The sequence below is a fragment of the Acidobacteriota bacterium genome (genome assembly GCA_004299485.1).
In the GTDB taxonomy this organism is placed as follows: Bacteria; Acidobacteriota; Terriglobia; order Terriglobales; family SCQP01; genus SCQP01.
This window is the reverse complement of record SCQP01000015.1, coordinates 1-24,443: the sequence shown is the minus strand read 5'-3', so window position 1 is coordinate 24,443 and position 24,443 is coordinate 1. Positions and strand designations below refer to the sequence as shown.

The 24,443-nt window shown below is 66.2% G+C and carries 23 protein-coding genes; 15 read left to right on the top strand and 8 right to left on the bottom strand.

The genetic code is table 11. From position 1 onward, the window contains the following. Positions 1-2 precede the first annotated feature (2 nt). The 13 genes from EPN33_11055 (at position 3) to EPN33_10995 (ending at position 14,332) form a co-directional block, all read left to right on the top strand. A complete protein-coding gene (locus tag EPN33_11055) occupies positions 3-743 on the top strand; it encodes a hypothetical protein (GenBank protein TAN21637.1) in 741 nt (246 codons plus the stop codon). A gap of 38 nt (positions 744-781) precedes the next feature. Then, positions 782-1,147, top strand: a complete 366-nt coding sequence (locus EPN33_11050; GenBank protein TAN21636.1) for a hypothetical protein — start codon at positions 782-784, stop codon at positions 1,145-1,147. A 65-nt stretch (positions 1,148-1,212) separates the two neighbouring features. After that, positions 1,213-2,721, top strand: a complete 1,509-nt coding sequence (locus EPN33_11045) for a PAS domain S-box protein (protein ID TAN21635.1) — start codon at positions 1,213-1,215, stop codon at positions 2,719-2,721. After that, a complete protein-coding gene (locus EPN33_11040) occupies positions 2,690-4,144 on the top strand; it encodes a sigma-54-dependent Fis family transcriptional regulator (GenBank protein ID TAN21634.1) in 1,455 nt (484 codons plus the stop codon). The genes EPN33_11045 and EPN33_11040 overlap by 32 nt, the downstream gene beginning before the upstream one ends. Continuing rightward, positions 4,047-4,811, top strand: a complete 765-nt coding sequence (locus EPN33_11035) for a c-type cytochrome (GenBank protein ID TAN21633.1) — start codon at positions 4,047-4,049, stop codon at positions 4,809-4,811. Before EPN33_11040 ends, EPN33_11035 begins: the two co-directional genes overlap by 98 nt. After that, a complete protein-coding gene (locus EPN33_11030; GenBank protein ID TAN21632.1) occupies positions 4,808-8,443 on the top strand; it encodes a nitrate reductase subunit alpha in 3,636 nt (1,211 codons plus the stop codon). The genes EPN33_11035 and EPN33_11030 overlap by 4 nt, the downstream gene beginning before the upstream one ends. After that, on the top strand, positions 8,440-9,927 hold the full coding sequence (gene narH / locus EPN33_11025; GenBank protein ID TAN21631.1) for a nitrate reductase subunit beta: 1,488 nt from the start codon (positions 8,440-8,442) through the stop codon (positions 9,925-9,927). Before EPN33_11030 ends, narH begins: the two co-directional genes overlap by 4 nt. Beyond that, a complete protein-coding gene (locus EPN33_11020; protein TAN21630.1) occupies positions 9,924-10,445 on the top strand; it encodes a hypothetical protein in 522 nt (173 codons plus the stop codon). Before narH ends, EPN33_11020 begins: the two co-directional genes overlap by 4 nt. Beyond that, positions 10,442-11,140 carry a respiratory nitrate reductase subunit gamma gene (gene narI / locus EPN33_11015; GenBank protein ID TAN21629.1) on the top strand — a complete coding sequence of 233 codons (699 nt, stop codon included), beginning with the start codon at positions 10,442-10,444 and terminating at the stop codon, positions 11,138-11,140. The genes EPN33_11020 and narI overlap by 4 nt, the downstream gene beginning before the upstream one ends. Next, positions 11,133-11,675: a Rieske (2Fe-2S) protein gene (locus tag EPN33_11010; GenBank protein TAN21628.1), complete on the top strand. Its 543-nt coding sequence runs from the start codon at positions 11,133-11,135 to the stop codon at positions 11,673-11,675. The genes narI and EPN33_11010 overlap by 8 nt, the downstream gene beginning before the upstream one ends. Positions 11,676-11,683: 8 nt before the next feature. Next, on the top strand, positions 11,684-13,165 hold the full coding sequence (locus EPN33_11005; GenBank protein ID TAN21627.1) for a c-type cytochrome: 1,482 nt from the start codon (positions 11,684-11,686) through the stop codon (positions 13,163-13,165). Next, a complete protein-coding gene (locus EPN33_11000) occupies positions 13,162-13,677 on the top strand; it encodes a hypothetical protein (GenBank protein ID TAN21626.1) in 516 nt (171 codons plus the stop codon). The genes EPN33_11005 and EPN33_11000 overlap by 4 nt, the downstream gene beginning before the upstream one ends. Before the next feature lie 25 nt (positions 13,678-13,702). Continuing rightward, positions 13,703-14,332 (top strand): HPP family protein, encoded by a 630-nt coding sequence (locus EPN33_10995; protein ID TAN21664.1) that lies wholly within the window; start codon positions 13,703-13,705, stop codon positions 14,330-14,332. Here the strand turns inward: EPN33_10995 and EPN33_10990 are convergent. The 3 genes from EPN33_10990 to moaC all read right to left on the bottom strand — a co-directional run bounded on the left by EPN33_10990 (position 14,254) and on the right by moaC (position 16,074). Beyond that, positions 14,254-14,985 carry a molybdopterin synthase gene (locus EPN33_10990; protein TAN21625.1) on the bottom strand — a complete coding sequence of 244 codons (732 nt, stop codon included), beginning with the start codon at positions 14,983-14,985 and terminating at the stop codon, positions 14,254-14,256. The two genes, EPN33_10995 and EPN33_10990, sit on opposite strands and share 79 nt — an antisense overlap. Before the next feature lie 3 nt (positions 14,986-14,988). After that, positions 14,989-15,456: a MogA/MoaB family molybdenum cofactor biosynthesis protein gene (locus EPN33_10985; GenBank protein TAN21663.1), complete on the bottom strand. Its 468-nt coding sequence runs from the start codon at positions 15,454-15,456 to the stop codon at positions 14,989-14,991. A 141-nt stretch (positions 15,457-15,597) separates the two neighbouring features. After that, complete coding sequence (moaC, locus tag EPN33_10980; protein TAN21662.1) at positions 15,598-16,074, bottom strand: cyclic pyranopterin monophosphate synthase MoaC; 477 nt, start codon at positions 16,072-16,074, stop codon at positions 15,598-15,600. A gap of 7 nt (positions 16,075-16,081) precedes the next feature. Here moaC and EPN33_10975 point away from each other — a divergent pair, with 7 nt between their 5' ends. Next, positions 16,082-17,362 carry a molybdopterin molybdenumtransferase MoeA gene (locus tag EPN33_10975; protein TAN21624.1) on the top strand — a complete coding sequence of 427 codons (1,281 nt, stop codon included), beginning with the start codon at positions 16,082-16,084 and terminating at the stop codon, positions 17,360-17,362. 311 nt (positions 17,363-17,673) lie between these two features. Beyond that, complete coding sequence (gene moaA / locus EPN33_10970; protein ID TAN21661.1) at positions 17,674-18,888, top strand: GTP 3',8-cyclase MoaA; 1,215 nt, start codon at positions 17,674-17,676, stop codon at positions 18,886-18,888. On the opposite strand, the gene EPN33_10965 is transcribed toward moaA, so the two are convergent. The 5 genes from EPN33_10965 to rnr form a co-directional block, all read right to left on the bottom strand. Beyond that, positions 18,849-19,565: an ATP-binding cassette domain-containing protein gene (locus EPN33_10965; GenBank protein ID TAN21623.1), complete on the bottom strand. Its 717-nt coding sequence runs from the start codon at positions 19,563-19,565 to the stop codon at positions 18,849-18,851. The genes moaA and EPN33_10965 overlap by 40 nt on opposite strands. Continuing rightward, positions 19,558-20,358: an ABC transporter permease subunit gene (locus EPN33_10960; protein TAN21622.1), complete on the bottom strand. Its 801-nt coding sequence runs from the start codon at positions 20,356-20,358 to the stop codon at positions 19,558-19,560. The genes EPN33_10965 and EPN33_10960 overlap by 8 nt, the downstream gene beginning before the upstream one ends. Then, on the bottom strand, positions 20,351-21,130 hold the full coding sequence (locus EPN33_10955; protein ID TAN21621.1) for an extracellular solute-binding protein: 780 nt from the start codon (positions 21,128-21,130) through the stop codon (positions 20,351-20,353). The genes EPN33_10960 and EPN33_10955 overlap by 8 nt, the downstream gene beginning before the upstream one ends. Further along, the gene (locus EPN33_10950) at positions 21,127-22,137 is read right to left on the bottom strand and encodes a class I SAM-dependent methyltransferase (GenBank protein TAN21620.1); all 1,011 of its coding nucleotides are present in this window, start codon (positions 22,135-22,137) and stop codon (positions 21,127-21,129) included. Before EPN33_10950 ends, EPN33_10955 begins: the two co-directional genes overlap by 4 nt. An 82-nt stretch (positions 22,138-22,219) precedes the next feature. Further along, a partial coding sequence (gene rnr / locus EPN33_10945; GenBank protein TAN21619.1) for a ribonuclease R occupies positions 22,220-24,443 on the bottom strand: 2,224 nt, incomplete at its 5' end.

Sequence of the window (24,443 nt, the reverse complement as noted above, 5' to 3'; positions counted from 1 at the left end):
ACATGCTGACCGGTTTGTCCACGGTCCGTGAAGCCGCACTGCTCAGTCCCGAGAGCGCGCGCTTGCTGGAAAAGAGTGGAATTGACTACTGCTGCGAGGGCAACCTGTCGCTGGCGGCGGCGTGCGCGCAGGCGGAAATCGGTCTCGGGCGGCTGCTCTGGCGCTTGGAGCACTGCTCCTCGACAGGTCCGGCGAGCTCGGTCGACTGGATGGAAGCGCCGCTAGCGCGCCTGGGGCGCTATGTGACCAGCCGGCATCATCGCCTCGAGCAGCAATTGTGCGCCCGCATTCAGCGGCAGCTCAGCCTGATCACTGTGAGCGCGGGCCCGCATTATCTCAGCTACCGGCAGCTCACCGTTGAGTTCGCCGGCTTTGCGGCGCTGCTGCGCGAGCACCTGGAACATGAGGAGGAGACGGGCTTTGCCGCGATCGCCCGCTGGGAGAGCGCGGTCACGCAGTCGCTATCGGTATGGGAGCGGGCGCGCGCGGCAAGCGAACTGCGCCTGCAGCTTCTCGCGCTGATGCGCGAGCATGAGCAGATTTCCGCTGAAATTCGCACTCTGGAGCGTAACTCGGGCGCCTTTCCCGCATCGGATAATATGGAACCGGAAGCACTCGTGTTGCACGCTTTGCTGCAGGAGTTGCTTCAGGACTTGCGCTGGCATATGCATCTGGAAAACAATGTGTTATATCAGCGCGTGCTACAAAGTCTGCCGGACGAGGCGCTTGCCGCCTCTGCCTGACAGCTCCGGCGCCACGCGATCTGCAAAGGAAGGTTGCTATGAAAAATTCTCTGTTCGCATTTTTGTTCCTGCTTCTCGGCTGCAGCGTGGCCCTGGCGCAAACCCCGGCCTCGCATGCGCGTAATTTCCACGGTGAAATCATGGACAGCATGTGCGCCACCATGGGTGGTCATGCGCCCAACGGCTATGAGGCGACCCATACGCATTCGCCCAAGGACTGCACCCTGGCCTGCGTCAAGGCGGGCAGTGATTTCGTCCTCTACAATGCCAAAACTAAAACCACCTACAAGCTTGACAACCAGACTATGCCGCGCACCTACGCCGGCGAGCCGGTCGTGATCCACGGGACCTATAATCCCACTTCCAAAACCATCCACGTCGAGAAGATAACCAAAAGCCGCTAGGCGCTCGACCCACGCCTCTCCCTCCTGCTGCCGGAGTTCGACCATAATGGCGGCAGGAGGGATTCGTGTCTCTAGCTCCAGAGCTGGCGGCCCAGGATATGGAAGCGCTGGCCGAGCAGGCGGCGCTGCTGGATCTGACCAGCGATGCCATGGTGGTGCGCGATCTGAGTGGCATTGTGCGCTACTGGAACCGGGGCGCGGAACGCATGTACGGCTGGACCCGCAGCGAGGCGGCGGGCAAGCAGCTCACGGTGCTGCTGCAGAGCCGGTATCCGCAGCCGCTGGCGGAGATCGAAGCGGCGGTGCTCGCAACCGGGCACTGGGAAGGCGAGCTGCAGCAGGTACGTCAATCCGGCGCCGAGGTGGTTGTCAGCAGCCGCTGGGTGCTGCGCCGCGACGGCTCCGGCCAGCCCGCGGGCATGCTGGAATCCAACACTGATATCACCATGCACCGGCGGCGCGAAGTGCAGCTTCAGGAAAACGAGCTGCGCTTTCGCGCGCTGATGGACAGCGCGCCGGATGGCATCCTGGTGCTCAACGCCGCGGGCCAAATCATCCATGCCAACCGCAACGTCGCCGCCATTCTGGAGGCGCCGGTCGAGTCGCTGACCGGCCGCAGCGCCGATGACTGCATTGCGGCGCCGCTGCGCGAGCAGCATCGCGCGCACCGCGAGGCGGCCTTGCAGCAGACCGTGTTTGCTCCGGCGGAGCAAGGCATCGAGCTGGCGGCCACACGGCCGGATGGCAGCGAGCTGCCCGTCGAAGTGCGCTTCAGCCATCTGCGCCTGGGCACGCGCTCGCTGGTGATCGAGTCGCTACGCGACATCCGCGACCGCCGGCAGCATGAGATGGAGGAGCATCACCGGCAACAACTGGAACTGCTGCGCGCCGGGCATCTGGCCACGCTGGGGGAAATTGCCGCCGGACTGGCGCATGAAATCAAGAATCCGCTGGCCGGCATTGCGGCCGCGCTGGAAATCCTGCAGGGCGAGGTGTGCAGCGAGCCGGAAGTCATGGCCGACGTGGTACAGCAGGTCGGGCGCATCCGCAACATTGTCGATGACCTGCTGCATTATGCGCGGCCGCGGCCGCCCGCCATGGAGGTGGGCGATTTGAATGCCGCGGTCGAGCGCGCCGTGCGGCTGGCCGCGCCCATGGCCTGCCAGCATCACACGCGCCTGATGCTGGCTCCCGGCAACCTGCCGCCGGTGCGCCATGACGCGGAACAGATCGAACGCCTGGTGACGAATTTGCTGATCAACGGTGTCCAGGCGACCGGGAGCGGGGGCACAGGATCGGTCAGCGTGACGACCGCCGCCGAAGGCGGCATGGCGTCCATTAGCGTTCGCGACAACGGCCGCGGCATTGCTCCGGCCGAACTCCCCAATATTTTTCGGCCCTTTTTCACCACCAAGGGCCCGCAGGGCAATGGTCTCGGCCTGCCGCTCTGCCAGCGCATCGCGGAACTGCACGGTGGCCGGATCGACGTCCGCAGTCAGCCCCAGTGCGGCAGCACCTTCACCGTCTGGCTGCCGCTTACCTATGGAGACAAAACCCCGAATCCTGATCGTTGACGACGAGCGGCTGCTGCGCTGGGCGCTGGAGCGCAAGTGCGTCGAATGGGGCTACGAGCCGCAGCCGGCGGAAAGCTGCGCGCAGGCGCGGCAGCTCTGCCAGACGGGCGTGCCCGATCTGGTGCTGCTCGACATCCGGCTGCCGGACGGCAATGGCGTCGACCTGTTGCGGGAGCTGCGCACCGGGGCGCAGCCGCCTGCGGTCATTCTGATTACCGCCGATCCCAAGCTCGATGACGTGAAGACGGCGCTGCGGCTGGGAGCGTTTGACTATCTGTCGAAGCCCATCGACTTTGATGAATTGAAAATCACCATCGCCAATGCGCTCGAAACCGGCCAGCTTCGTCAGCAGGTGGAGGCGCTGCAGGACCAGGTGCGCCGCACCCGGCCGGCAGCCGAGGTGGTGGGTACTTCGCCGGCGCTGCGGACCATGATGCAATTCGTGCACCGTGCCGCCGCCAGCGCCGGCACGGTGGTGCTGCTGCAAGGGGAAAGCGGCACGGGCAAGGATCTGCTGGCGCAGGTGATTCATCGCGAGTCCCGCCGCGCTGGGGGGCCGTTTGTGCCGGTGAATTGCGCGGCGATTCCGGAAACGCTGATTGAGTCGGAACTGTTCGGTCATGAGAAAGGCGCCTTTACTGACGCCAAAACCACCAAGCGCGGCCTGTTCGAGGCGGCCAACGGCGGCACGCTCTTTCTGGACGAGATCGGCGAGCTGCCGCTACCGCTGCAAAGCAAGCTGCTACGCACGCTCGAGGAGCAGACGCTGCGGCGGCTGGGCGGAGTGCGCGACGTTGCACTCGATGTGCGCGTGGTGGCGGCTTCGAACCGCAATTTACAGGCGGAAGTCGATGCCGGCCGCTTCCGGCAGGATCTTTACTACCGGCTGAGTGTGCTGCCGATCTTCATTCCGCCGCTGCGGAACCGGCCGCAGGACATCCCCATCCTGGCCAAATTCTTCATCGAGCAGTTCAACCGCCGCTTTGACCGGCGCGTCGAGGGCCTGGCGCCGGAGGCCGAAAGGATCATGCTGGGCTATTCCTGGCCGGGCAACGTGCGCGAGCTCAAGAACACCATCCAGCGGGCGATGATTCTTGAAGATGGCCCGCTCATCCGCGCCGAGGCGCTGCCGTTCGCGGCCAACTCGCATCTGCCGGCGCTGGCCACAGCTTTTCCGGGCGCGAGCCAGGCCCAAGGCAACGGCGCGGTCGCCTGGCAGCCGCTGCCTTCGGGGCGGTTTGCGCCGGATCTGCACATTCCGCCGGAAGGAACTTCGATGGACGAAATTGAAAAGCGGCTGGTCGCCGCTGCGCTCGGCGCGGCGCATGGCAATCAGAGTCAGGCGGCACGGCTGCTGGACATCACCCGCGACACGCTGCGTTACGCGATGCGCAAGCATGGCCTGCGAGGGAGCGAAAAATAGATCAGGCCACATGCGACCGCTGTTGCAGCAGGACTACGCGGTTGCCTTTCAGCTTCCCGCATCGGTATCATCGCAAGTGATGGGCTGCGATGCACGCCGTACCGCGATCACCCTCCTGGCGGTTTTGCTGGTGACGTGCGCGCTTGCGGCGCAGCAGGCCACGTCCGCTGAAGTACAGGCGGGTTCGGTTGCCGCAGGGGCGGCGCTGTTTTCCGGCCACACCCGTTTCGCGCGCGGCGGTCCGGCCTGTATCGCCTGTCATAGCGCCGCTGGCCTGCCGTTTCCCAACGGCGGCACGCTCGGCCCCGACCTGACCACCGCCTATCGGCGCATGGGCACCCAGGGGATCGAGTCGATTCTGACGACGCTGTATTTCCCCACCATGTACCCGCTCTACAAGGCGCACCAGCTTACGCCCCTGGAGCGCGCCGATCTGGCCGCGTTCCTGCAGTACTCGTCAACCCAAAGTTCACGGGAGACGACGCTGCCGGTGTTTGCGCTGGCGGCGCTGCTGTTCATCATCTTCATGCTGATCGTCGGCTACGCGGGCCGCAACCGGCTGCTCAACGTGCGCCGCAATCTGGTGGCGGAAGCGCGGCGACAATTTAAGAGCCGGCCGCCCCTTGCCGCGCCTCCGGCGGAGGGCAGGGAAGAGGAAGGCGCATGAGCTGGATACAAGACCTCGTGAACCCCAAGCTCCGGAGCTGGGAAGAGTTCTACCGCAACCGCTGGCAGCACGACAAGGTGGTGCGCAGCACCCACGGCGTCAACTGCACCGGCGGCTGCTCCTGGGATGTGTTCGTCAAAAACGGCATGGTGACGTGGGAGACGCAGGCGCTCGATTATCCCAAGCTGGATCCATCGCTGCCGGGGTATGAGCCGCGCGGCTGCCAGCGCGGCATCAGTTTTTCCTGGTACATCTACAGTCCTATCCGGGTGAAGTATCCCTACGTGCGCGGCGTGCTGCTCGACCACTGGCGCGCGGTGCGGGCGGCGCATGCCGACCCGGTCGACGCCTGGGCGGCACTGATGCGGGATGAGGGCGCGCGCAGCGCCATCCAGCAGGCGCGCGGGCGCGGCGGCTTCCGGCGCGGGACGTGGGATGAATGCCTGGAGATCATCGCGGCTTCGCTGCTGTACACCATCCGGGAATATGGTCCGGACCGCATCATTGGCTTTTCGCCGATTCCGGCGATGTCGATGATCAGCTACGCCGCGGGTTCGCGCTTTCTGCAACTGCTGGGCGGGGTGATGCTCAGCTTTTACGATCTGTACGCCGATTTTCCGCCCGCCTCGCCCGAGGTCTGGGGCGAGAAGACGGACGTGGCCGAAAGCGCCGATTGGTTCAACAGCAAATATATCGTGGTGGTGGGCAGCAATTTGTCCATGACGCGCACGCCCGACGTGCACTTCGTGGCGGAGGCGCGCGGCCACGGCGCCAAGCTGGTGGTGCTGTCGCCGGATTTCAGCCAGGTGTCGAAGTTCGCCGACTGGTGGGTGCCGGTGCATGCGGGCATGGATGCCGCTTTCTGGATGGCGGTAAGCCACGTCATCCTCACCGAGTTCTACCACCAGCGGCAGGTCGATTATTTTCAGGATTACCAGTCGCGCTTTTCCGACGCCCCGTTTCTGGTCGAGCTCGAGCCGGATGGGCTCGACGGCTACCGGCCGGGCAAGTTTTTGCGTGCGGGCCGCCTGGCGCGCTACGCCGGCGTGGAGAACGGCGACTGGAAGCTGCTGGTGTGGGATAAGACCAGCAACCAACCGCGCAGTCCGCAGGGCGCCGTCGGGCATCGCTGGCAGCAGCAGAAGGGCCGCTGGAATCTGGAGATGAAAGACGGCGAGGACGGCGCAGCGCTCGCGCCCGAGCTGACGCTGCTCGCGCCACAGGCAAAAACGCTGGCCGTCAGCTTTGTGGAGCACGGCAGCGAACGGCGCATGCAGCGCGCCGTGCCGGTGCGCTACGTGCAGACCGCCAGGGGCGAAGTTCCGGTTACCACGGTGCTCGACCTGCTGATGGCGCAGCACGGCGTGGCGCGCGGCCTGGACGGGGAAGCGGCGGTCACCGACTATAACAATGCCGACAATCCCTACACGCCCGCCTGGCAGGAGCAGTACACCGGCATCGGGCGGGAGACAGTCGTGCAGTTCGCGCGCGAGTTTGCGGTCACCGCGGAAAAGACCCACGGCAAATGCACCGTCATCATCGGCTCCGGCACGAACCACTGGTATCACGCCAATGTTCACTATCGCGCCAGCATTACCGCGCTGGTGCTGTGCGGCTGCGTGGGGGTGAACGGCGGCGGGCTGAACCATTACACCGGGCAGGAAAAGCTGGCGCCCATGGCCTCCTGGGTGGCGCTGGCGATGGCGCTCGACTGGGTCAAGCCGCCGCGGCTGCAGAACGGGCCGTCGTTTCATTACGTCCATAGCGATCAGTGGCGCTACGAGCAGGGGTTTCCTGAACCGGGGCCGCAGGAGGGTCCGTTTGCCGCCAGCCATACCATGGACTTGCAGGCGCGGGCGGTGCGTTCGGGCTGGCTGCCGTTTTTCCCGCAGTTCTCGAAAAACCCGCTGGAGCTGGTGTTGCAGGCGCGCGCCGAAGGCGCTCAGACGCCAGCGCAGATTCAGGACTGGATCGTGCGCGAGCTGCATCAGGGCCGGCTGCGCTTTGCCGTGCGCGAGCCCGATTCGGCGGTGAACTGGCCGCGGGTGTGGCTCATCTGGCGCGCGAACGCGATTCACACCAGCGCCAAAGGGCACGAGTACTTCCTGCGGCATTATCTGGGCACGGGCGACAGCGCCATCGCCGAGGAGCGCGCCGAAGGCACGGTGCGCGACATCGTCTGGAAAGACATCGCGCCCACGGGGAAGATGGATCTGGTCGTGGACCTGAATTTCCGCATGGACACGTCGGCGCTCTACTCCGATATCGTGCTGCCCGCGGCAAGCTGGTACGAGAAAAACGATCTCAACACTACCGATTTGCACTCCTTCATTCATCCACTGGGCGCGGCGGTGCCGCCCTGCTGGGAGTCGAAGACGGACTGGGAGATTTTCCGCCGCCTGGCGGAGAAGGTGAGCGCGCTGGCACCAGCGCATTTCCCCGAGCCGGTCGAGGACCTTGTGGCCGAGCCGCTGCTGCACGACACGCCCGATGAGATCGCCCAGCCGGAGGTGCGCGACTGGCTGACGGACGAGTGCGAGCCGATTCCCGGCAAGACGATGCCGCGCTTCAAGCTGGTGGAGCGCGACTACCCCAACCTGGCGCATCATTTCTGCGCGCTCGGTCCCAACTTGCGGCGCGACGGCGTCGAGGACCGCGGCATTCACATGCCCGTGGCCGACCTGTACGACGAGTTCGCGCGCTCGGCGCCGAAATATAGCTGGGATGGCAAAGACTATGTCTCGCTGGTGGACCCGGTGGAGGCGGCCAATATGGTCCTGTACTTTGCGCCCGAGACCAATGGCGAAGTGGCCTATCGCGGTTTTCTGGCGCGCGAGAAAGAGACCGGCCAAAAGCTGGCGGATCTGGGCGAGCCCGGCCGCGCCACCCGCTATCAGTTCCAGGATTTAGTACAGCAGCCCTGCCGGCTGCTGACCAGCCCTTGCTGGAGCGGCATCGCCAATGATGGCCGCGCTTATACCGGCTTCGCGCAGAACGTGGAGCGCCTGGTGCCCTGGCGTACGCTCACCGGCCGGCAGAGCCATTATCTCGACCACGAAGGCTATCGCGCCTTTGGCGAAGCCCTACCGACGTTCAAGCCGCCCATCAGCCTCGAACACAGCCTCAATCTGGCCAGCAGCCGGGCTCCGGAAAATGAACCGGCGCTGACGCTGGCCTATATCACGCCCCACGGCAAGTGGCACATCCACAGCACCTACTCGGAAAACCTGCGCATGTTGACGCTGTCGCGCGGCATCGAGCCGTTCTGGCTGAATCATGAGGATGCGGCCTCGATTGGCGTCTTCGACAACGACTGGATCGAAGCCTACAACGACAATGGCGCCATCGTTACGCGGGCGGTGGTGAGCGCGCGGCTGCCGCGCGGCCTGTGCATCTTCTATCACGCGCCCGAGAGGACTGTAGGCTTTCCCTTGTCGCCGACGCGCAAACATCGCGGCGGCGGCACCAACAGCCTCACGCGCATGCGGCTGAAACCGGTGCTCATGGTAGGCGGCTACGGCCAGCATACCTACCGCTTCAACGATTACGGCCCGGCGGCGAGTGACCGCGACAGCTATGTGCTGGTCCGCAAGCTCAAGGGCAAACCCCCCATGGACCCGGTGAAGTCATGAATGTCAGAGCGCAAATGTCGATGGTGTTTCACCTGGATAAATGCATCGGGTGCCACACGTGCAGTCTGGCCTGTAAGAATTTATGGACCGACCGGCCGGGCACGGAGTACATGTGGTGGAACAACGTCGAGACCAAGCCAGGCACCGGCTACCCCACGCTCTATGAGGACCAGGAGCTGTATCGCGGCGGCTGGGAGGTGCGCAACGGCAAGCTGCAGCTCAAGCTGGCGGCGCGGCCGACGGAGCTGGCGAATCTGGCCTACAACCCCCGGCTGCCGGAGCTGGACGATTACTACGAGCCCTGGACCTATCGCTACAGCGACCTGTTCGACGCGCCGCAATCGACCGAGCAGCCGGTGGCGCGGCCCATCTCGATGCTTACCGGCCGCGACATGGACATTGAAGCGGGGCCGAATTGGGATGATGACCTGGGCGGCTCGGATATTTACGCCGCCAATGACCCCAACCTGAAGAAGCTGACGCCGGAAGAACAGCACGAATTTTTCCATCTGCGCCAACTGGTGTTCTTCTACCTGCCGCGCATCTGCAATCACTGCCTGAATCCCAGTTGCGTGGCCGCCTGCCCGACGGGCGCCATTTACAAGCGCGGCGAGGATGGCATCGTGCTGGTCAGCCAGGAGAAATGCCAGGGCTGGCGCATGTGCATCAGCGGCTGCCCGTACAAGAAGATGTATTTCAACTACGAGACGGGCAAGGCGGAGAAGTGCATTCTCTGCTACCCGCGCCTGGAGGACGGTATTGCCCCGGCCTGCTTCCACACCTGCCCGGGCCGCATCCGCTACCTGGGGGTGGTGCTCTACGACGCGGACGGCATTCACGATGCCGCCAGCCACCCGGACCATGAGCTGGTGGAGGCGCACAAGGCGCTGATTCTCGATCCACACGACCCCGGGATCATCGCCGCCGCCAAGGCGAACGGTGTCACCGATGCTGTGATCGATGCGGCGCAGCGCTCGCCGACCTACAAGTACATCAAGCAGTGGAACATTGCGCTGCCCTATCACCCCGAATGGCGCACGCTGCCCATGCTGTTCTACATTCCACCGCTGCTGCCGGTGCTGGCGACGGTGCCCAACGGCAGCTTCGAGATGAACGGCGACATGTTCTCGTCGCTCGAAAAGGCGCGGCTGCCGCTGAAGTATCTGGCCAGCCTGTTCAGCGCCGGCGACGAGGAGAAGGTGGCGGAGATCTATCGCAAGCTGATCGCCGTGCGCATGACGCTGCGGGCCGAGTCGGTGGGCGACGTGACCGAAACGCGCGCCGCGGTGGCGCGGCAGCAGGCCGGCGTTTCACGCGAAGAGGTGGACGGCATCTATCACCTCACCTCGATCGCCAACGACGACGAGCGTTACGTCATTCCGCCGATGATGCGCGAGCAGGCGGTGGCGATGCTGGACGATCCCCAGGACTTCCAGGAGCATAAGGGCGCCGGCTTCGTGCAGATCGCGAAGCGGGGCATGTGAGCATGGAAAACCTGGAGCAATTCGCCGACCTGCTTGACTATCCCACCCCGGCCAGACTAGCGGCATGCTCGCCTGACGCCTGGCCTGACGCCTCGCCGGTGATGCGCGACCTGGTCGGGCAATTCGCACGCCAGGCGCAGGCGCTGCCGCTGACGCAGCTTGAAGAAATTTACGCCGCCACCTTTGACTTGCAGCCCGATTGCACCCTCAACCTCGGCCATCAACTGTTTGGCGAAGACCATGGCAAGCACAGCGCCCTGCTGATTGAACTGGCGGCGGCGGCGAAGAAAGCCGGTCTGGATGTGGGCACGGAACTGCCCGATCATCTCTGCTGGCTACTGCGGCTGCTGGCGCGCTCGCCCGAGGACGCGGAGATTCAGGATCTGGCGCCTTATTGCGTGCTGCCGGGATTGCGCACCCTGACGCAACGCGTGCCGCCCGATCATATCTATCAGCCGCTGCTGCAGGCGCTCTACCTGCTGCTGGCCAGCCACCCCCTGGGCGAGGCGGCCGCATGAACGAGTTTTTCTACGTCGCGCTGCCTTACGTGGCGCTGGCGCTGGCGTTTGGCGTGGGCGCCTACCGGTTTTACAAGCAGCCGTACTCCTACTCGAGCCTGTCATCGCAACTGCTGGAGAACCGGAAGCTGTACTGGGGCTCGGTGCCCTGGCATTACGGTATCGGTATCATTTTGCTGGTGCATCTGCTGGCGGCGATTTTCCCGGGCGTGACCACGGCGCTGCTGGGCGCGCCCATCCGGCGGATGATCATCGAGTGCACCGGTATTGCGCTGTCGTTTATGGCGCTGGTGGGCATCGTCATCCTTATCATCCGCCGCACCGGCTATGCCAAGCTGGCGCGCTATGTGACCTCGCGCATGGACGGCCTAATTCTGGCGCTGTTACTGGTCCAGGTGCTGACCGGCATCGGCGTGGCGCTGTTCAACCGCTGGGGCGGGCTGTGGTACGTGCATACGGCGGTGCCCTGGTTCTGGTCGCTGGCGCGGCTGCATCCGGAAACCGCCACCGTCGCCAGTTTGCCGGCGTTCATCCAGATTCATTTCGTGCTGGGCTTCATCCTGGTTCTGCTGTTTCCCTTCAGCCGTCTGGTACACCTCATCAAGATGCCGGTGCATTACCTCTGGCGCCCGTATCAGCGGGTAATTTGGTACCGAGGTCCTAAACAGCAACTTTCGCGAGGCAAGAATGAGTGATCTGGACAATCCGCAGCCGTCGGCGCCGGCGCCCGATCCCGACGCGCCCTGCGAAGGGTGCCTGAGCCCCTCACGCCGCAAGTTTCTGACGCGGCTGTCGCTGGGGCTGGGGGCGCTGGGCGCGGCGCTGATTGGCGTGCCCAGCGTGGCCTTTTTACTGGGCCTGCGCAAGCCCACCAAGCTCTGGCGCGATGTCGGCGGGGTGGAGCAGTTTCCGCAGGGCAGCACGATCCTGGTCAAATTTGAGGACCCCTCGCCGCTGCCCTGGTCGGGCGTAACCGCGAACACCGCCGCCTGGCTGCGCCACGAAACAGAGAACGAGTTCATCGCCTTCTCGGTGGACTGCACGCACCTCGGCTGTCCCATCCGCTGGCTGCCCGACGCCAACCTGTTCATGTGCCCCTGCCACGGCGGCGTGTTCTACGCCAACGGCACCGTCGCCTCCGGTCCGCCGCCACGCCCCCTCAGCCGCTATCCCGTGCGCGTCGCCGACGGCCGCGTGCAAATTTTAACCAGTCCGTTGCCGATCACCTAGCCGAACCCATGAGCCCGCTGACCGACAAACCGAGCGATCGACCTCCCGCCTGGAAACGCGCCTGGCTGTGGTTCGACGATCTCACCGGCACCTCGGCGATGCTGCACCCGCTGCTGTTCCACCGCGTGCCGCGCGCCAAAAAATCCGCCTGGCTGTATGTGCTGGGCAGCGCGACGCTGTTCGTCTTCCTGGTGCAGATCGTCACCGGCATCGCGCTCTCCAGTTCTTACGTGGCCTCGAGCGGCCAGGCCTATCAGACGCTGCTGTTCATTTCCAGCTCGACGTTCGGTCACATCGTACGCGGCATTCATTACTGGGGCGCCTCGGCGATGGTGGTGCTGATCGGGATTCACGCCATCCGCGTGTATCTGATGGCGTCGTACAAGTACCCGCGCCAGATGAACTGGCTCTCGGGGGTGGTGCTGCTGATCCTGGTGCTGGGCATGGCCTTCACCGGCCAACTGCTGCGCTGGGACCAGAACGGCTTCTGGTCGGCGGTGGTGGGGGCCGAGCAGGCGGGCCGGTCACCGTTCATCGGCAACTGGTTCGGGCACCTGGTGCTGGGCGGCGACACCGCGGGCGGAGCCACGCTCAGCCGCTTCTTCGCGTTACATGTATTTTTCATCCCGGTACTGATCTTTTTGGTTCTGGGGCTGCACCTGTACCTGGTGGTCCACAACGGCATTTCCGAGCCGCCCAAGACTGGCCGGCCGGTGGACCCGCGCACCTACCGCGTCTGGTACAAGGGGTTACTGGCGCGCGACGGCGAGCCCTTCTTCCCCGACGCCGCCTGGCGCGACGCCGTCTTTGGCTTCATCGTCATCGCCATCATTTTTGGGCTGGCAATGACGCTGGGTCCGGAAAAAATCGGCCAGGCGCCCGACCCAACGCTGATGGGCGCTTCGCCCCGGCCAGATTGGTACTTGCTCTGGTACTACGCGCTGCTGTCGGTGATTCCGCGCTGGACGGAAAACTACGTCATCATACTGGCGCCGCTGATCTTCTTCGGGCTGTTGTTTGCGCTGCCCTTTGCCGGCAGCCGGGGCGAGCGCAGCCTCATTCACCGGCCCTGGTCCATTGTCATCGTCGCCGGCATTGTCATTACCATCGCCTACTTCAGCCACCTCGGCGCCATCGCTCCCTGGTCGCCGCGCTTTAATGCCAAGCCGCTGCCGGTGTCGGTGGTGGGCACGGCCACCGGGCCGGAAGCGGCGGGCGCCAAAGTGTTTTACGACAAGGGCTGCGAGTTCTGCCACACCATCGACGGCTACGGCGGCGTGCGCGGACCGAACCTGAGCGACGTCGGCGACCGGCTGACTGCCGAGCAGATCACCACCCGCATCTTCAGCGGGGCCACCAACATGCCGTCCTACAACGGCAATATCTCGCAACAGGATTTGCAGAGCGTACTGGCTTTCCTGCTTTCGCGCCACAAACTGCCACCCTCGGCGAGGGCGCCTGCTACTGCTGCCGCGGGGAATCAACCATGACAACCGATTGGAAAAATGCACCGCTGCCAGAGCTGATGACCCACATCGTCAGCACCCACCATGCCTATTGCCGCAAGGAAATGGTCCGGATGCAGGCCATGTTCGTCACCGCCGGGAGCGGCGGCGGAGCGAAACTGACCTCTGGCTTTGCGACGCTGTGCCAGGCGTTGTCACAGCATCTGGCCAAAGAAGAGATGATGCTGTTCCCGCTGATCGCCAAGTTCGCGGTGGCGCAGCGCGAGCATACGCCGCCGCCGCAGCCCGCCTTCGGCAGCGTTGGCAATCCCATCCGCATGATGGTGATGGAGCATGGCGAGGCGGAAAAGCTTTTGGCGCAGATGCGCGACGAAACCGGCGGATTTGTTGCCCCGGCAGAGGCGGCGGAAGAGGTGCGCGCGCTCTACGACGCCCTCAAGGCCTTCGACGAGGACATGAAAGTTCACATCGAACTGGAAGACACCGCGCTGTTTCCCCGCGCCATTGCCCTGGAGCAGGAATTGCTTGGCGGCTAAGCGCCGCGCCTCTGATGCCGGGCGGCTGCGGCTGCTGGAGCCGGCGGTGGTGCCGGTTCTGTTGCGCCGGCTGCGGCTGACGTCGCTGTTAGGCCGTTTTCCAGCGCGACCCATCTGGGCCGCGTTCGTGTTCATCAACGGTTTCCTCAGCCTGGGGATCATGGCGTTGGTGGGCATGCTGATGCATACGCCCGATATTTTTCCGTCACTCGGTCCCACCGCGTTTCTGTTCTTCTTCACGCCGGACTCCCCGACCGCTTCGCCCCGCAACACCATCTACGGCCATGCCATCGGCATCGCCTGCGGCTATTTCACTCTGGTCGTGTTTGGCCTCACGCATGCGCCGCCGGCGACGCAGGTGATGGGCTTTCACCGTTTGCTGGCGGCTTCGCTCTCGCTGGCGCTGACGGGCGCGCTGATGATTCTGCTCAAGGCGGCGCATCCGCCCGCGGGCGCCACCACGCTCATCGTGTCGCTGGGCATCGTGACACGGCCATTTTATCTTCTCGTGATTGAGCTGGCGGTGGCCGCGCTGACGCTGCAAGCGATTGTGATCAATCGCCTCGCGGGGCTGGACTACCCCTTGTGGGCGCCGCGCGAGGCGTTGTCCACCGGGCCCGCGGGGCCGGCGGGGAAGTCACCGTCCGCCCAGTGACTGCCGTCGGCAAAGAATTCTTTCTTCCAGATCGGAACTGAGCGTTTGAGGGTGTCGATAGCGAAGCGGCAGGCGTCAAAGGCGGCAGCGCGATGAGCCGCGGCGGTGATCACGCGCACGCTGGCTTCGCCCACGGGCACGCTGCCGAGGCGATGGACCATCTCGAGGCCGCGCAGGCCCCAGCGCTCGGTGGCCTCGTCGGCAATCGCGGCCAGACGTGCAGCCGCCATCTCCTCATAGGCTTCGTATTCGAGCCGGAGCACCTGTTTGCCGGGCGCGGCGGGCGTGTGATCGCGCGCGATGCCGTCGAAGCGCACCGTGGCGCCGATGCCCGCATCGACCCAGGCGGGCGGCGGCGGCAAGGGACCGCGCACGAGGGCGGTGTGGCTGGTGCCGCTTCCTCCCGACGATCCTCCCGACATGGGCGGCAGCAGCGCCACGGTGTCGCCGGCGGTGAGCGGCGCCGTCGCGGGCTGAAACTCGCCGTTGACCGCGAGCAGAACCGCGTGGCCGATTTCGCCCCATTGCGGATGATCGCGCCGCAGCATTTCCCACACCGCACCCGCAGCGGCGCCGGAAGGCAGGTCGAGCGCGAGCTGGCGCGCGCCATATTGTTCGGCGAGCGCGGCAAACAGCAGCACCTTCACCCGCATCGCCTAGGCCTCCTTGTGATCGGCAGCAGCGGCGTTGTCAATTGCATGCGGCAGGATCTCGATGATGGCCTCGAGGCTTTCGGCCGCACCAGCCGGGCTGCCGGGCAAATTCAGAATGAGGCTACGGCCGTAGAGGCCGGCGATGCCGCGGCTCAGCCACGCGCGCGGCTGTTTGTGCGCACCGGCGGCGCGCATGGCCTCGGCCAGGCCGGGCGCGGCGCGCTCGATGACCTGCGCAGTGGCCTCGGGCGTGATGTCGCGGGGCGCGCAGCCAGTACCGCCGGTGGTGACCACCAGCGCGGCGGCACGCGCCGCCGCCCGCAGCGCAGCCACGATCTGCCGCCGGTTGTCGGGCACGATGACCGTGGCTACGACTTCAAAGCCGTGTGCGGTGAGCAGCGCGGCCACGCGCGGGCCACTGGCGTCGGCGCGCTCCCCGCGGGCGCTGCGATCGCTGACGGTAATTACGATTGCGCGTCGGCGGCGGCTCGCGCCGCCTGTAGCCGGGGCTTCGCCCCGACGCCTCCCGCTGGTCGGCTCCCCCTCGGCCGCGCCGGGCGAGGGATTGGGCGAGGGAGAGGGAAAATGGAACCTGGGTGGACGGGGCACCGGCTAGGCTCCCCGCTTCCAGCTTCCGGAGCGGCCGCCGGATTTGTGCTCGAGGCGGACGTCGAAGGTGATCTCGTGGCCGAGCGCCTTGGCCATGTCGTAGACGGTGAGCGCGGCCACGCTGACCGCGGTCAGCGCTTCCATCTCGACGCCGGTCGGGGCCGTGGTGGCGACGGTGCTGCGCAATTCGATCCCGTCCCGTATATAGCGGGCGTCCATCTCGATGCCGGTCAGGGGCAGCGGATGGCAGAGAGGAATCAGTTCCCCCGTGCGTTTCGCCGCCTGGATACCGGCGATGCGCGCGATTTCGAGCACCTCGCCTTTGGCGCCGGCGCCGCGCCGCAGGGTGCGCAGCATGGCGGGCGGCAGGTGCACGCGCGCGCTCGCGCCGGCGACCCGTGCCGTCGCGGGCTTGCCGGTAACGGTGACCATGCGCACGCCGCCGCGCGGATGCAAGTGCGATAATTGAGGCTTAGGCAGCGGCACGATGACTCGATTATCTCACCCAGAGCCGCAAACCGCGTTCCATCAGCATCCGCCAGCGCAGGAGTGCGGCCTCGGGACGGCGCGCCAGCGGGTGATCGATACCGCCGCCGCGGTGCGGCGGCAGCGCGACTGGCCGCGGCGGCCGCTCGCGCAAGTGCCGTTGCCGGCGGCGCCGGTGCTGGCGGAGCCGGTGCAGAGCGACCGCCCCTGGCCGCCATTCCGACGCGCGATGCGCGATGGTTATGCGTTGCGCGCGGCCGACCTCGGCGCGCCGCTGCGCTGCGTGGGGGAAGTGCGCGCGGGAAGCGGCGAGGCGCCACGCGCCGGGTCAGGCGGATGCGTCGCCATTATGACCGGCGCAGCGGTACCTGCGGAGCTCGATACCGTGGTCATGATCGAGCACACCCAAATCGACAGCGATGGCCGCATTGTGGTGAATGCGGGCGAGCATAAAGGCGACAACATCGCCAAGGTGGGCAGCGACAGCCCGGCAGGCGCGGTCGTGGCCGCGGCCGGGCGGCGCGTGACGCCGGCGATGATCGCCGCCGCCGCCAGCGCCGGGGTGACGGAGCTGGTCGTGTTCCAGCCGCCGCGCGTGGCCATCATCGCCTCGGGCGATGAACTGGTCGCGGCAACGGCGCAGCCGGGTGCGGCGCAGATCCGCAACTCGAATGGTCCCATGTTGCAGGCGCAGTGCCGGCGCTATGGCGCCGAGGTGGTGTACGAACGCCTGGTGCGCGACGAAGCCGCGGCGCTGGAGGCGGCGCTGCAAGAGGCGCTGACGCTCGGGGCCGATGTGATCGTGTTTGCGGGCGGGGCGTCGGTCGGCTCCGCCGACCTGGTGGCGCCGCTGCTCGATAGCATCGGCGTGCGGCTGGCGTTCGACGCGGTGCGGGTGCGGCCCGGACGGCCGGTGTTGTTCGGCGAACTGGGCGGGCGGCTCTACTTTGGCCTGCCCGGCAATCCGCTGGGCGCGATGCTTTCCTGCGCACTGCTCGTCCGCCCCGCGTTCGAACTGCTCGCCGGCCTGGATGCCGATGCGATCACGCCGGTGACGGTCTCCGCGGCTATGGGCTTTGATTATGCCGGCAAGCCGCTGCAGCTCGATTCGTTCCGGCCGGTGCGGCTGCGCGCTAACCGATTGCGCGTAGAAACGGTGGATGTGCGCTACCACGGCTCGGCCGATCTCGCTGCAGCGGCGGCGGCCGACGCCTTTGTGCATATTTCTCCCGGCGTGACGGTTCTGCCCTCGGGCGCGACGGTAGGAGTGGTGTTGCTATGATGCCGGTGGCCATTCTGGCCGGGGGCGCCAGCCGGCGCATGGGGCGCGCCAAGCCTTGGCTCGACTGGCAGGGGCAACCGCTGCTGGCGCACATGGTGGCGTTGGCGCGCGGGGCTGGAGCCACGGCCGTGGCCGTAGTTGCGCCTGCGGGCATGGAGCTGCCCGAGGTTGCGGGCACGGTGCGATTGGATGACGCAGTAACCGGCTCGGGTCCGGTGGGCGGAATTCTGGCGGCACTTGCCTGGCAGCCGCGTGTGCTGGTGCTGGCGTGCGATCTGCCGCACGTCACGCCGGAGTTTCTGCGCTATCTGATGGCGAGGAGCGAAGCCCGTGACGGCTGGAGTTGGCCCGAACATCAACCGCTGTGCGCGGTCTACACACGCGCGCTGCTGCCGTGGCTCACGGCGGTGGGATCGGGTCCGGTGCCGTCGCTCGCGGGTATTCTGGCGCAAGCGCCGCAGCAATGCCTGGCGCCGGCCGAGCTTGCCCGCTTCGGCACGCGGCTGTTTGACAACCTCAACACGCCTGCCGATTACCAGCATTTGCGTGGCGGGCTGTATGACAGTTTTGGCCGCGCCATTACCGATCTGCGGCTATCGGTGACCGAGAGCTGCAACTATCGCTGCGTTTACTGCCGCTATGGCGATCCCGGCCACACGGCCACGGAACCTTTGCCGTGGCCGCAACTGGAGCGGCTGGCGAAGGTCTTTGTCGGGCTGGGCATCCGCAAGATCCGACTGACGGGCGGCGAGCCGCTGCTGCGGGCGGGACTGGTCGAGTTCGTGCAGTTTCTGTCGGCAATGGGCGGCATCGAAACTGCGCTCACGACCAACGGCCATCTGCTGGCGCCTAAGGCGGAGGCGCTGCACGCGGCCGGGCTGAACCGGGTGACTGTGAGCCTCGACAGCCTGCAGACGGCCAAGGCGGCGCGCATTACGCGGGTGTCCGGTGGGCTGCCGCATGTGCTGGCGGCCATCCGGGCTGCTGCCGACGTGGGCCTAGCGCCGCTGAAGGTCAATGTGGTGCTGGTGCGCGGGGTGAATGACGACGAGATTGAAGACTTTGCCGCCTTCGCCCGCGAACGCGCGATCGCGCTGCGCTTCATCGAATTCATGCCTTTGGAACAGGGCGAGCTTTGGAGCCGCGAGCGCGTGGTACCGATCGCCGAGCTGCGCGAGCGCATCGAGCGCGTATTTCCGCTCGAAGCCATTGCGCCGCGCTGGAGCGAGACCGCGCGCCGCTTCCGTTTCGCGGACGGCGCACCGGGCGAGATCGGCATCATCGCGCCGGTGTCGTCGCCTTTCTGTAATCAGTGCAGCCGCGTGCGCGTGACCGCTGACGGGCAACTGCGGACGTGCCTGTTTTCACTGCGCGAATGGGATTTGCGGCCGGCGCTCGAAGCGGGCGACGAGGCTGCGCTCACCGACCTCATCCGGCGGGCGGTGCTGCTAAAAGAAGAACGCCATCATATCGGCGAGCCCGGCTTTCACAAGCCTGATCGCGCAATGGTCCGAATCGGCGGTTGAAGGGGCTCGAGGAGCGCCTGGAGTGAAGGCTCTGAGTTGCTCCGCAGACTCTGCCAGGTTTGTGGGGCGGAGGCGCGGCCCTGATCCATCCAGATCACGGCGCCGGTCATTTGCTCCAGCACATCAGGTTGGTGATCGACGGCGATGAGGGTGAAGCCGATGGCGGCGCGCCAGGCCTGAAGGGCCTCGAGCATGGCGCGCACGTTGGCGCGATCGAGGCCGGCGAAGGGCTCGTCGAGCAAGACTAGTGGCGGGCGGCGGAGCAGCATGCGCGCCAGGGCGACGCGGCGAGCCTGGCCGCCGGAGAGCTTGTGCACCGATGCGTCCCAACAGGTATCGAGCGCAAGGCGCGCGCGCAGCTCGTCCAGCCAGGCCGAGCTGGCGCCGCCAGCAAAGGTGACGTTAGCGGCGACGGTCAAGTGCGGAAACAGGCAGGGCTGCTGAGACAGATAGCCGACGCGGCGGCGATGGACCGCGAGCGGCGGCGGAAACCAGGTCTCGCCGTCGAGTGTAATGCTTCCGGCGTCGGGCGGCTCGAGGCCGGCAATACAGTTGAGGACGGTGCTCTTGCCCGCACCCGAAGGTCCGAACAGGCCCAATGAGGCACCCTCAGGGAGCGCGAACTCGGCGGCAACGCTGAGGTCGCGGCGCTGCTTGCGGATGGCGACCTCAAGCATGACGCCGCCTCGCCGCTAAATGCGCCGCCACCGGCAACGGGAGTGCTACCAGCAAAAAGATGAGCAGCAGCGGCAGGACTGCGCTGAGGCCGCGGCTTTGCAAGTCGATCCAGAGTTGCACCGGCATGCCGGCCGGATAATACGCCGTGACCACGACTGCGCCGAATTCGCCGATGGCGCGCGCCCAGGCCAGGCTGAGCGCCACCACCAGACCGGAAAGCGCCAGCGGCAGCGTGACGCGCGCGAAGACCTGGCGTGGCCGCAGCCCGAGCAGGGCCGCCTGCTCTTCGATGCCCGCGGGCACGGCGTCTAGAGCGGCGACTGCGGCCAGCACGTAGTAGCCGATGCTGACGTAGACCTGCGTCAGCACGAAGGCGAAGCCGCTGTTGGTGGTGACCATGCCCAAGCGCCAGAGCACGCCGCCCACGGCGCCTTCGGGCCGGAGCGAGAGCGTGAGCAAAATGCCCAGGGCGAGCGCGGGCAGCAGCATCGAGAGCAGCAGCACGGCTTGCCAGGCCAGCCGTTCCCAGCGCGCCACGCGGCGGATATAGAGCGCCAGCGGCGTGCCGATAGCGACCACGATCACCATCGCGATGGCGGTGAGCACCAGCGAGACGCGCACCGAAGCGAGCGCATCGGCGCCGGCGCCGCCGCTCCATTGCCAGGGGCCAACGTGGGCGGCGAGGCCGCTGAAGGGATAAAGAAGCAGGATCGCAAAGACGACGGCGGCCCAGCGCTTCCAGCCTCTTGGGGCCTTGGCGGGAGACCAGGCGAGCGCTGGGACACTAGACATGGCCGTAGCCTGCCTTATGCAAAATCGTTTGCGCCTCAGGCTGAGCGAGCCAGGCGACGAAGGCACGCGCGGCTTCGGGATGGGGCGCGGCGGTCAGCGCGGCGGCGTAAAAAACGAGTGGCTCCGGATGGTAGCGATGCATGCCAAAGCTCAACTCCAGTCTGGCAGATGGAGGCGAGCCGAGGCTGATGGACGCCGGCAGCGTGAGCGCCGCCAGGCCGTAGTCGGCGGGCTGAAAGCCGTAAGCGGCGGCGGCGTCAAGCTGCCCACCCTGCACCCGCGCCTCCAGCGTGCTTTCGGAGAAGATCTGCTTGGGGTTGAGCCATGGCCCAAGAATGCGGTGCGCCAGGCCGGGCTGGCGATACCAGGTTTCGGCGAGCAGGCATGTGTAGATGACGTTGCGGCCCTGCGGATCGGTACGGGGATCGGAACGGCCGAGGCGGAAGCCAGGCGCTTGCATCACCCGCCACCAGGGCTCGTGGCGGAGGGGCCGCGCCCAGCGTCCGCGTGGCGCGTACGCGAACGCCATTTCTGTGCGTGCAAACGGAATCAGATGGCCGGCTTTGCCGGCCTTTTCGACGCGCTGCATGGGCCCGGGCGTAATGCTGATAAAAACGTCGGGCGACAGCGCGCCGCCGACGATCAGCTCGGCGAGCGCGGTCGCGCCTTCGGCACGGCCGCGCAGCTCCCAACCCTGTTGCCGCGCCGCCTGCTTCAGGGGGCCTTCCATTACCGCGGCCATCGAGCCCGCGTAGGCGACGCTTACAATCATGCGCGTGCGAGCAGCGCCGTCTGGGGCGTGGGCAGCGGATGTTGTTCCAGCGAAGCGAAGCCGGCCTCGCGGAACATTTGCTCGAATTCAGCGAAGGTGTAGGCGTCGCCTTCGGCGGTTTCGGCCAGCATCGTGAGGCTGAAACTTGCAGAGAAAGGGGGAGAAATACGGTCGGGGTTGGGCACGAACTCAAGGGTAACTACGCGACCGCCCGGCTTCAGCGCCGCATGCACACGGCGCAGAAAGGGCACAATTGTAGCGGGCGCGAAGTGGTGTAAAAAGTTGCAGAGCAGCGTGAGCTCGTAGCCGTCGCCGAGCGGGGTGGTAAAAGCATCGCCGGGCAGCAGATGATAACGCGCGGCGACCCCTGCCTTGGCAGCATTGTCACGGGCCACCACCTCCAGTACCGGCCCGGCGTCGAGAGCTGTCACCTCGGCCTGCGCGGAGCGGCGGGCGAAAGCGATCCCAAACAGTCCATGGCTGGCAGCGATGTCGAGAATACGGCCATGCACGGGACCGAACCGTTCCGCCAGCATTTCTGCCTGCATGGCCATGAAGGGGCCCATGGCGCGGGCGAAGGTGATCCAGTGCGGATAGTCGGCGACGGGTCCGGTGCCGGGTGCGCCGCCATTCCGCACCGCGGCGGCAAGCTCCTGGAAAGCATGCATCTGCTCCGGCGCAAGCAGGAACTCGGCCACGCCGCCCAAATACGCGGGGGATTGGCGATCGAGGAACAGGGCCGCGTCCTCCGCCAGGCGGTAGCGAGCGGCATCTTTGACCAGGAGGCCTTCGATGCACAAGAAGTCGCAGAGTATGCGAACGCCACGCTCGGGGAGGCGGAGCTGCTGCGCGGCCTGCGCCGCGGTGCGCGGAGCGGCTGCAAGGGTTGAAAACAGGTTAAGGTCAATCGCAGCCTTCAGGGCAGTGCTGCGCTGGAAGGCCATCATGCAGGCGTAGATGCGCTCGGGGGTGGGGCCGGGCAAAGAGGGGGAAACTGGGGTGCTCATGATGAGAATATAGCAGGCGGTGGAATTCATTGATCGCGGGCACCCAGCGCGGGTGCGCCGCGCGGCCCGCGCTGGGCGGACCTCATGGCGCCGGGACGGGGGCGAAGTGGATCTGCATGCGGACCGGGTCGATACGGTCGACGCGGACGGTGAGGCGAGCACCCAGGCGGTAGCGGCGGCGGGAGCGCTCGCCGATCCACTCCTGGGTGGCGCTGCGGAAATAGTAGCGGTCGTCATCGAGAGCGCTGGCGGGGACGAGGCCCTCGATGAACTGATCTTCCAGCTCGACGAAAAAGCCGTCGCGGTTGGCGTGCAGGATGAGGGCAGGGAACTCGTCGCCGAGGCGCTGCTCCATGAAGCGGACTTTTTTCCAGTCCATCAGTTCGCGTTCGGCATCATCGGCTTCGCGTTCCTGCTCGCTGCAGCGGCGGCACTTTGGTTCCAGAGATTCACGCGAACGGAGGTCGGGAGGCGGTTGCTCGCTGGCCAGCAGGGACTTGAGGATGCGGTGGACCATCAGGTCGGGGTAGCGGCGGATGGGCGAGGTGAAATGAGTATAGCAATCGGTGGCGAGGGCGAAGTGACCGGCGTTGTTGGCGGAGTAGCGGGCCTGCTTGAGCGAACGCAGCATGAGAAACGACAGAATGCGCTCCTCGGGCTTGCCGGCGACTTTTTCGGCCAGGCGCTGGTAATGGCGCGGCGAGATGCGGAACTTGCCTTCCTGTGGAATCGACACGCTACGGCCGCCTACCCGCATTTGCTTTACGGGGAGTGGCCCCAGGCCAAGCGAATAGCCGAAGGCGGCGGCGGTTTGCTCGAAATCGAGGACCTTTTTCAACTCCGGCTGCTCGTGAATGCGGTAAACCGACTCGACGATTGATTGGCGCGGGGCCTGGCGTGGCTGCGCCACGCCACCCGCTTGAGGCTCGGCCGGGTTGGGGGCCCCGGGGTCCCCAGCCCGGCCTGCGCCTGCGGCACGCAGATGGCGGGCGACGGTTTCGGCGGCGGCGAGCATGAACTCTTCGATGAGGCGATGGGCGATGTTGCGCTCGGATTTGACGATGGAGCGCATCAGGCCGAACTCGTCAAAAGCGATTTCGGGTTCGGGCAGATCGAAGTCGATGGAGCCGCGGCGCATGCGGGCGGCATAGAGCACTTTCTGCAGCGCGGCCATGGCCTCGAAGCCTGCAACCAGGGGCGCGAACTCGTGGCGCAGCGCGGTGTCGCCTTCGAGGATGGCGTTGACCTGGGTATAGGTCATGCGGGCGGCGGAGCGGATGACGCCGGGCATGAGCTCATGGCTGACGATCTTGCCCTCGGCGTCAATTTCCATGAGGCAGGACATGGTCAGCCGGTCTTCGTGCGGCCGCAGACTGCAGAGGTTGGTCGAGAGCTCGAGCGGCAGCATGGGCACGGCGCGGTCCGGGAAGTAGACGGAGGTGCCGCGCTGGCGGGCATCTTCGTCGATGGCGGAGCCGGGCTGGACGTAATGGGCGACGTCGGCGATGTGCACTTGCAGCTCGAAGTGGCCGCCGGCGAGGGGACGGACGAGGACGGCGTCGTCGAAATCGCGGGCCGACTCGCCGTCGATAGTGACGATGGGCAAGGAACGGAAATCACGGCGGTCGAGCAGGACCGCTTCCGCGATGGCGGCGGGAATCGCCGCCGCCTCCGCCAGCGCGGACTCGCTGAAGCGGTGGGGCAGGTAATGCTTGCGGATGATGATCTCGACGTCGACGCCGAAATCGTCGCGGCGGCCGAGGACTTCGAGGATGCGACCCTGCGCGGGCGCGACGCCGGTGGCGAAGCGCGTAAGCTCGACATCGACCACCATGCCGTCGAGGTCGCCGGAAGTGTGCGCGCGGGACTGGTCACCGATGACGCGGTGGCGCGAGGGCTTGCCAGGCTTCGCCTGGCCTTCGGACGATATGCGGATGCGCTCGCGCAAGCGCGCATCGAGCGGCTGGACGTAGTCGCCGCGCACATCGCGGTGAAAGATGCCGACCACGGACGTATGTGCCCGCTGCAGGATGTTGACGACCTGACCTTCGAGCCGGTCGGCGCGACTGCCGGGCCGCACGCGGACGCGGACGCGATCGCCGGGCATCGCTCCCGCTACGAACGGTGGCGGGATAAAAACATCGGCCCCGGAGGGCAACGCTGGATCGGGCGTGACGAAGGCATACCCGTCGCGGTGCAGGGAGATTGTGCCTTCGAGATCGCGCGGGTGGCTCGCCACCCCTAGCGGGGACGCTGGCTTTCGCTCGCTGTGTCGTGCTTTGCTCCCGGGCAGAGCACGGCCGCTG

Bases quoted from the DNA above. Each gene is read 5' to 3' on its own strand.
- EPN33_11055 (TAN21637.1), top strand. From the start codon at position 3: ATGCTGACCGGTTTGTCCACGGTCCGTGAAGCCGCACTGCTCAGTCCC.
- EPN33_11050 (TAN21636.1), top strand. From the start codon at position 782: ATGAAAAATTCTCTGTTCGCATTTTTGTTCCTGCTTCTCGGCTGCAGC.
- EPN33_11040 (TAN21634.1), top strand. From the start codon at position 2,690: ATGGAGACAAAACCCCGAATCCTGATCGTTGACGACGAGCGGCTGCTG.
- EPN33_11035 (TAN21633.1), top strand. From the start codon at position 4,047: ATGGCAATCAGAGTCAGGCGGCACGGCTGCTGGACATCACCCGCGACA.
- EPN33_11030 (TAN21632.1), top strand. From the start codon at position 4,808: ATGAGCTGGATACAAGACCTCGTGAACCCCAAGCTCCGGAGCTGGGAA.
- narH (TAN21631.1), top strand. From the start codon at position 8,440: ATGAATGTCAGAGCGCAAATGTCGATGGTGTTTCACCTGGATAAATGC.
- narI (TAN21629.1), top strand. From the start codon at position 10,442: ATGAACGAGTTTTTCTACGTCGCGCTGCCTTACGTGGCGCTGGCGCTG.
- EPN33_11010 (TAN21628.1), top strand. From the start codon at position 11,133: ATGAGTGATCTGGACAATCCGCAGCCGTCGGCGCCGGCGCCCGATCCC.
- EPN33_11005 (TAN21627.1), top strand. From the start codon at position 11,684: ATGAGCCCGCTGACCGACAAACCGAGCGATCGACCTCCCGCCTGGAAA.
- EPN33_11000 (TAN21626.1), top strand. From the start codon at position 13,162: ATGACAACCGATTGGAAAAATGCACCGCTGCCAGAGCTGATGACCCAC.
- EPN33_10990 (TAN21625.1), bottom strand. From the start codon at position 14,985: ATGCGGGTGAAGGTGCTGCTGTTTGCCGCGCTCGCCGAACAATATGGC.
- EPN33_10975 (TAN21624.1), top strand. From the start codon at position 16,082: ATGACTCGATTATCTCACCCAGAGCCGCAAACCGCGTTCCATCAGCAT.
- moaA (TAN21661.1), top strand. From the start codon at position 17,674: ATGGCGAGGAGCGAAGCCCGTGACGGCTGGAGTTGGCCCGAACATCAA.
- EPN33_10965 (TAN21623.1), bottom strand. From the start codon at position 19,565: ATGCTTGAGGTCGCCATCCGCAAGCAGCGCCGCGACCTCAGCGTTGCC.
- EPN33_10960 (TAN21622.1), bottom strand. From the start codon at position 20,358: ATGTCTAGTGTCCCAGCGCTCGCCTGGTCTCCCGCCAAGGCCCCAAGA.
- EPN33_10955 (TAN21621.1), bottom strand. From the start codon at position 21,130: ATGATTGTAAGCGTCGCCTACGCGGGCTCGATGGCCGCGGTAATGGAA.
- EPN33_10950 (TAN21620.1), bottom strand. From the start codon at position 22,137: ATGAGCACCCCAGTTTCCCCCTCTTTGCCCGGCCCCACCCCCGAGCGC.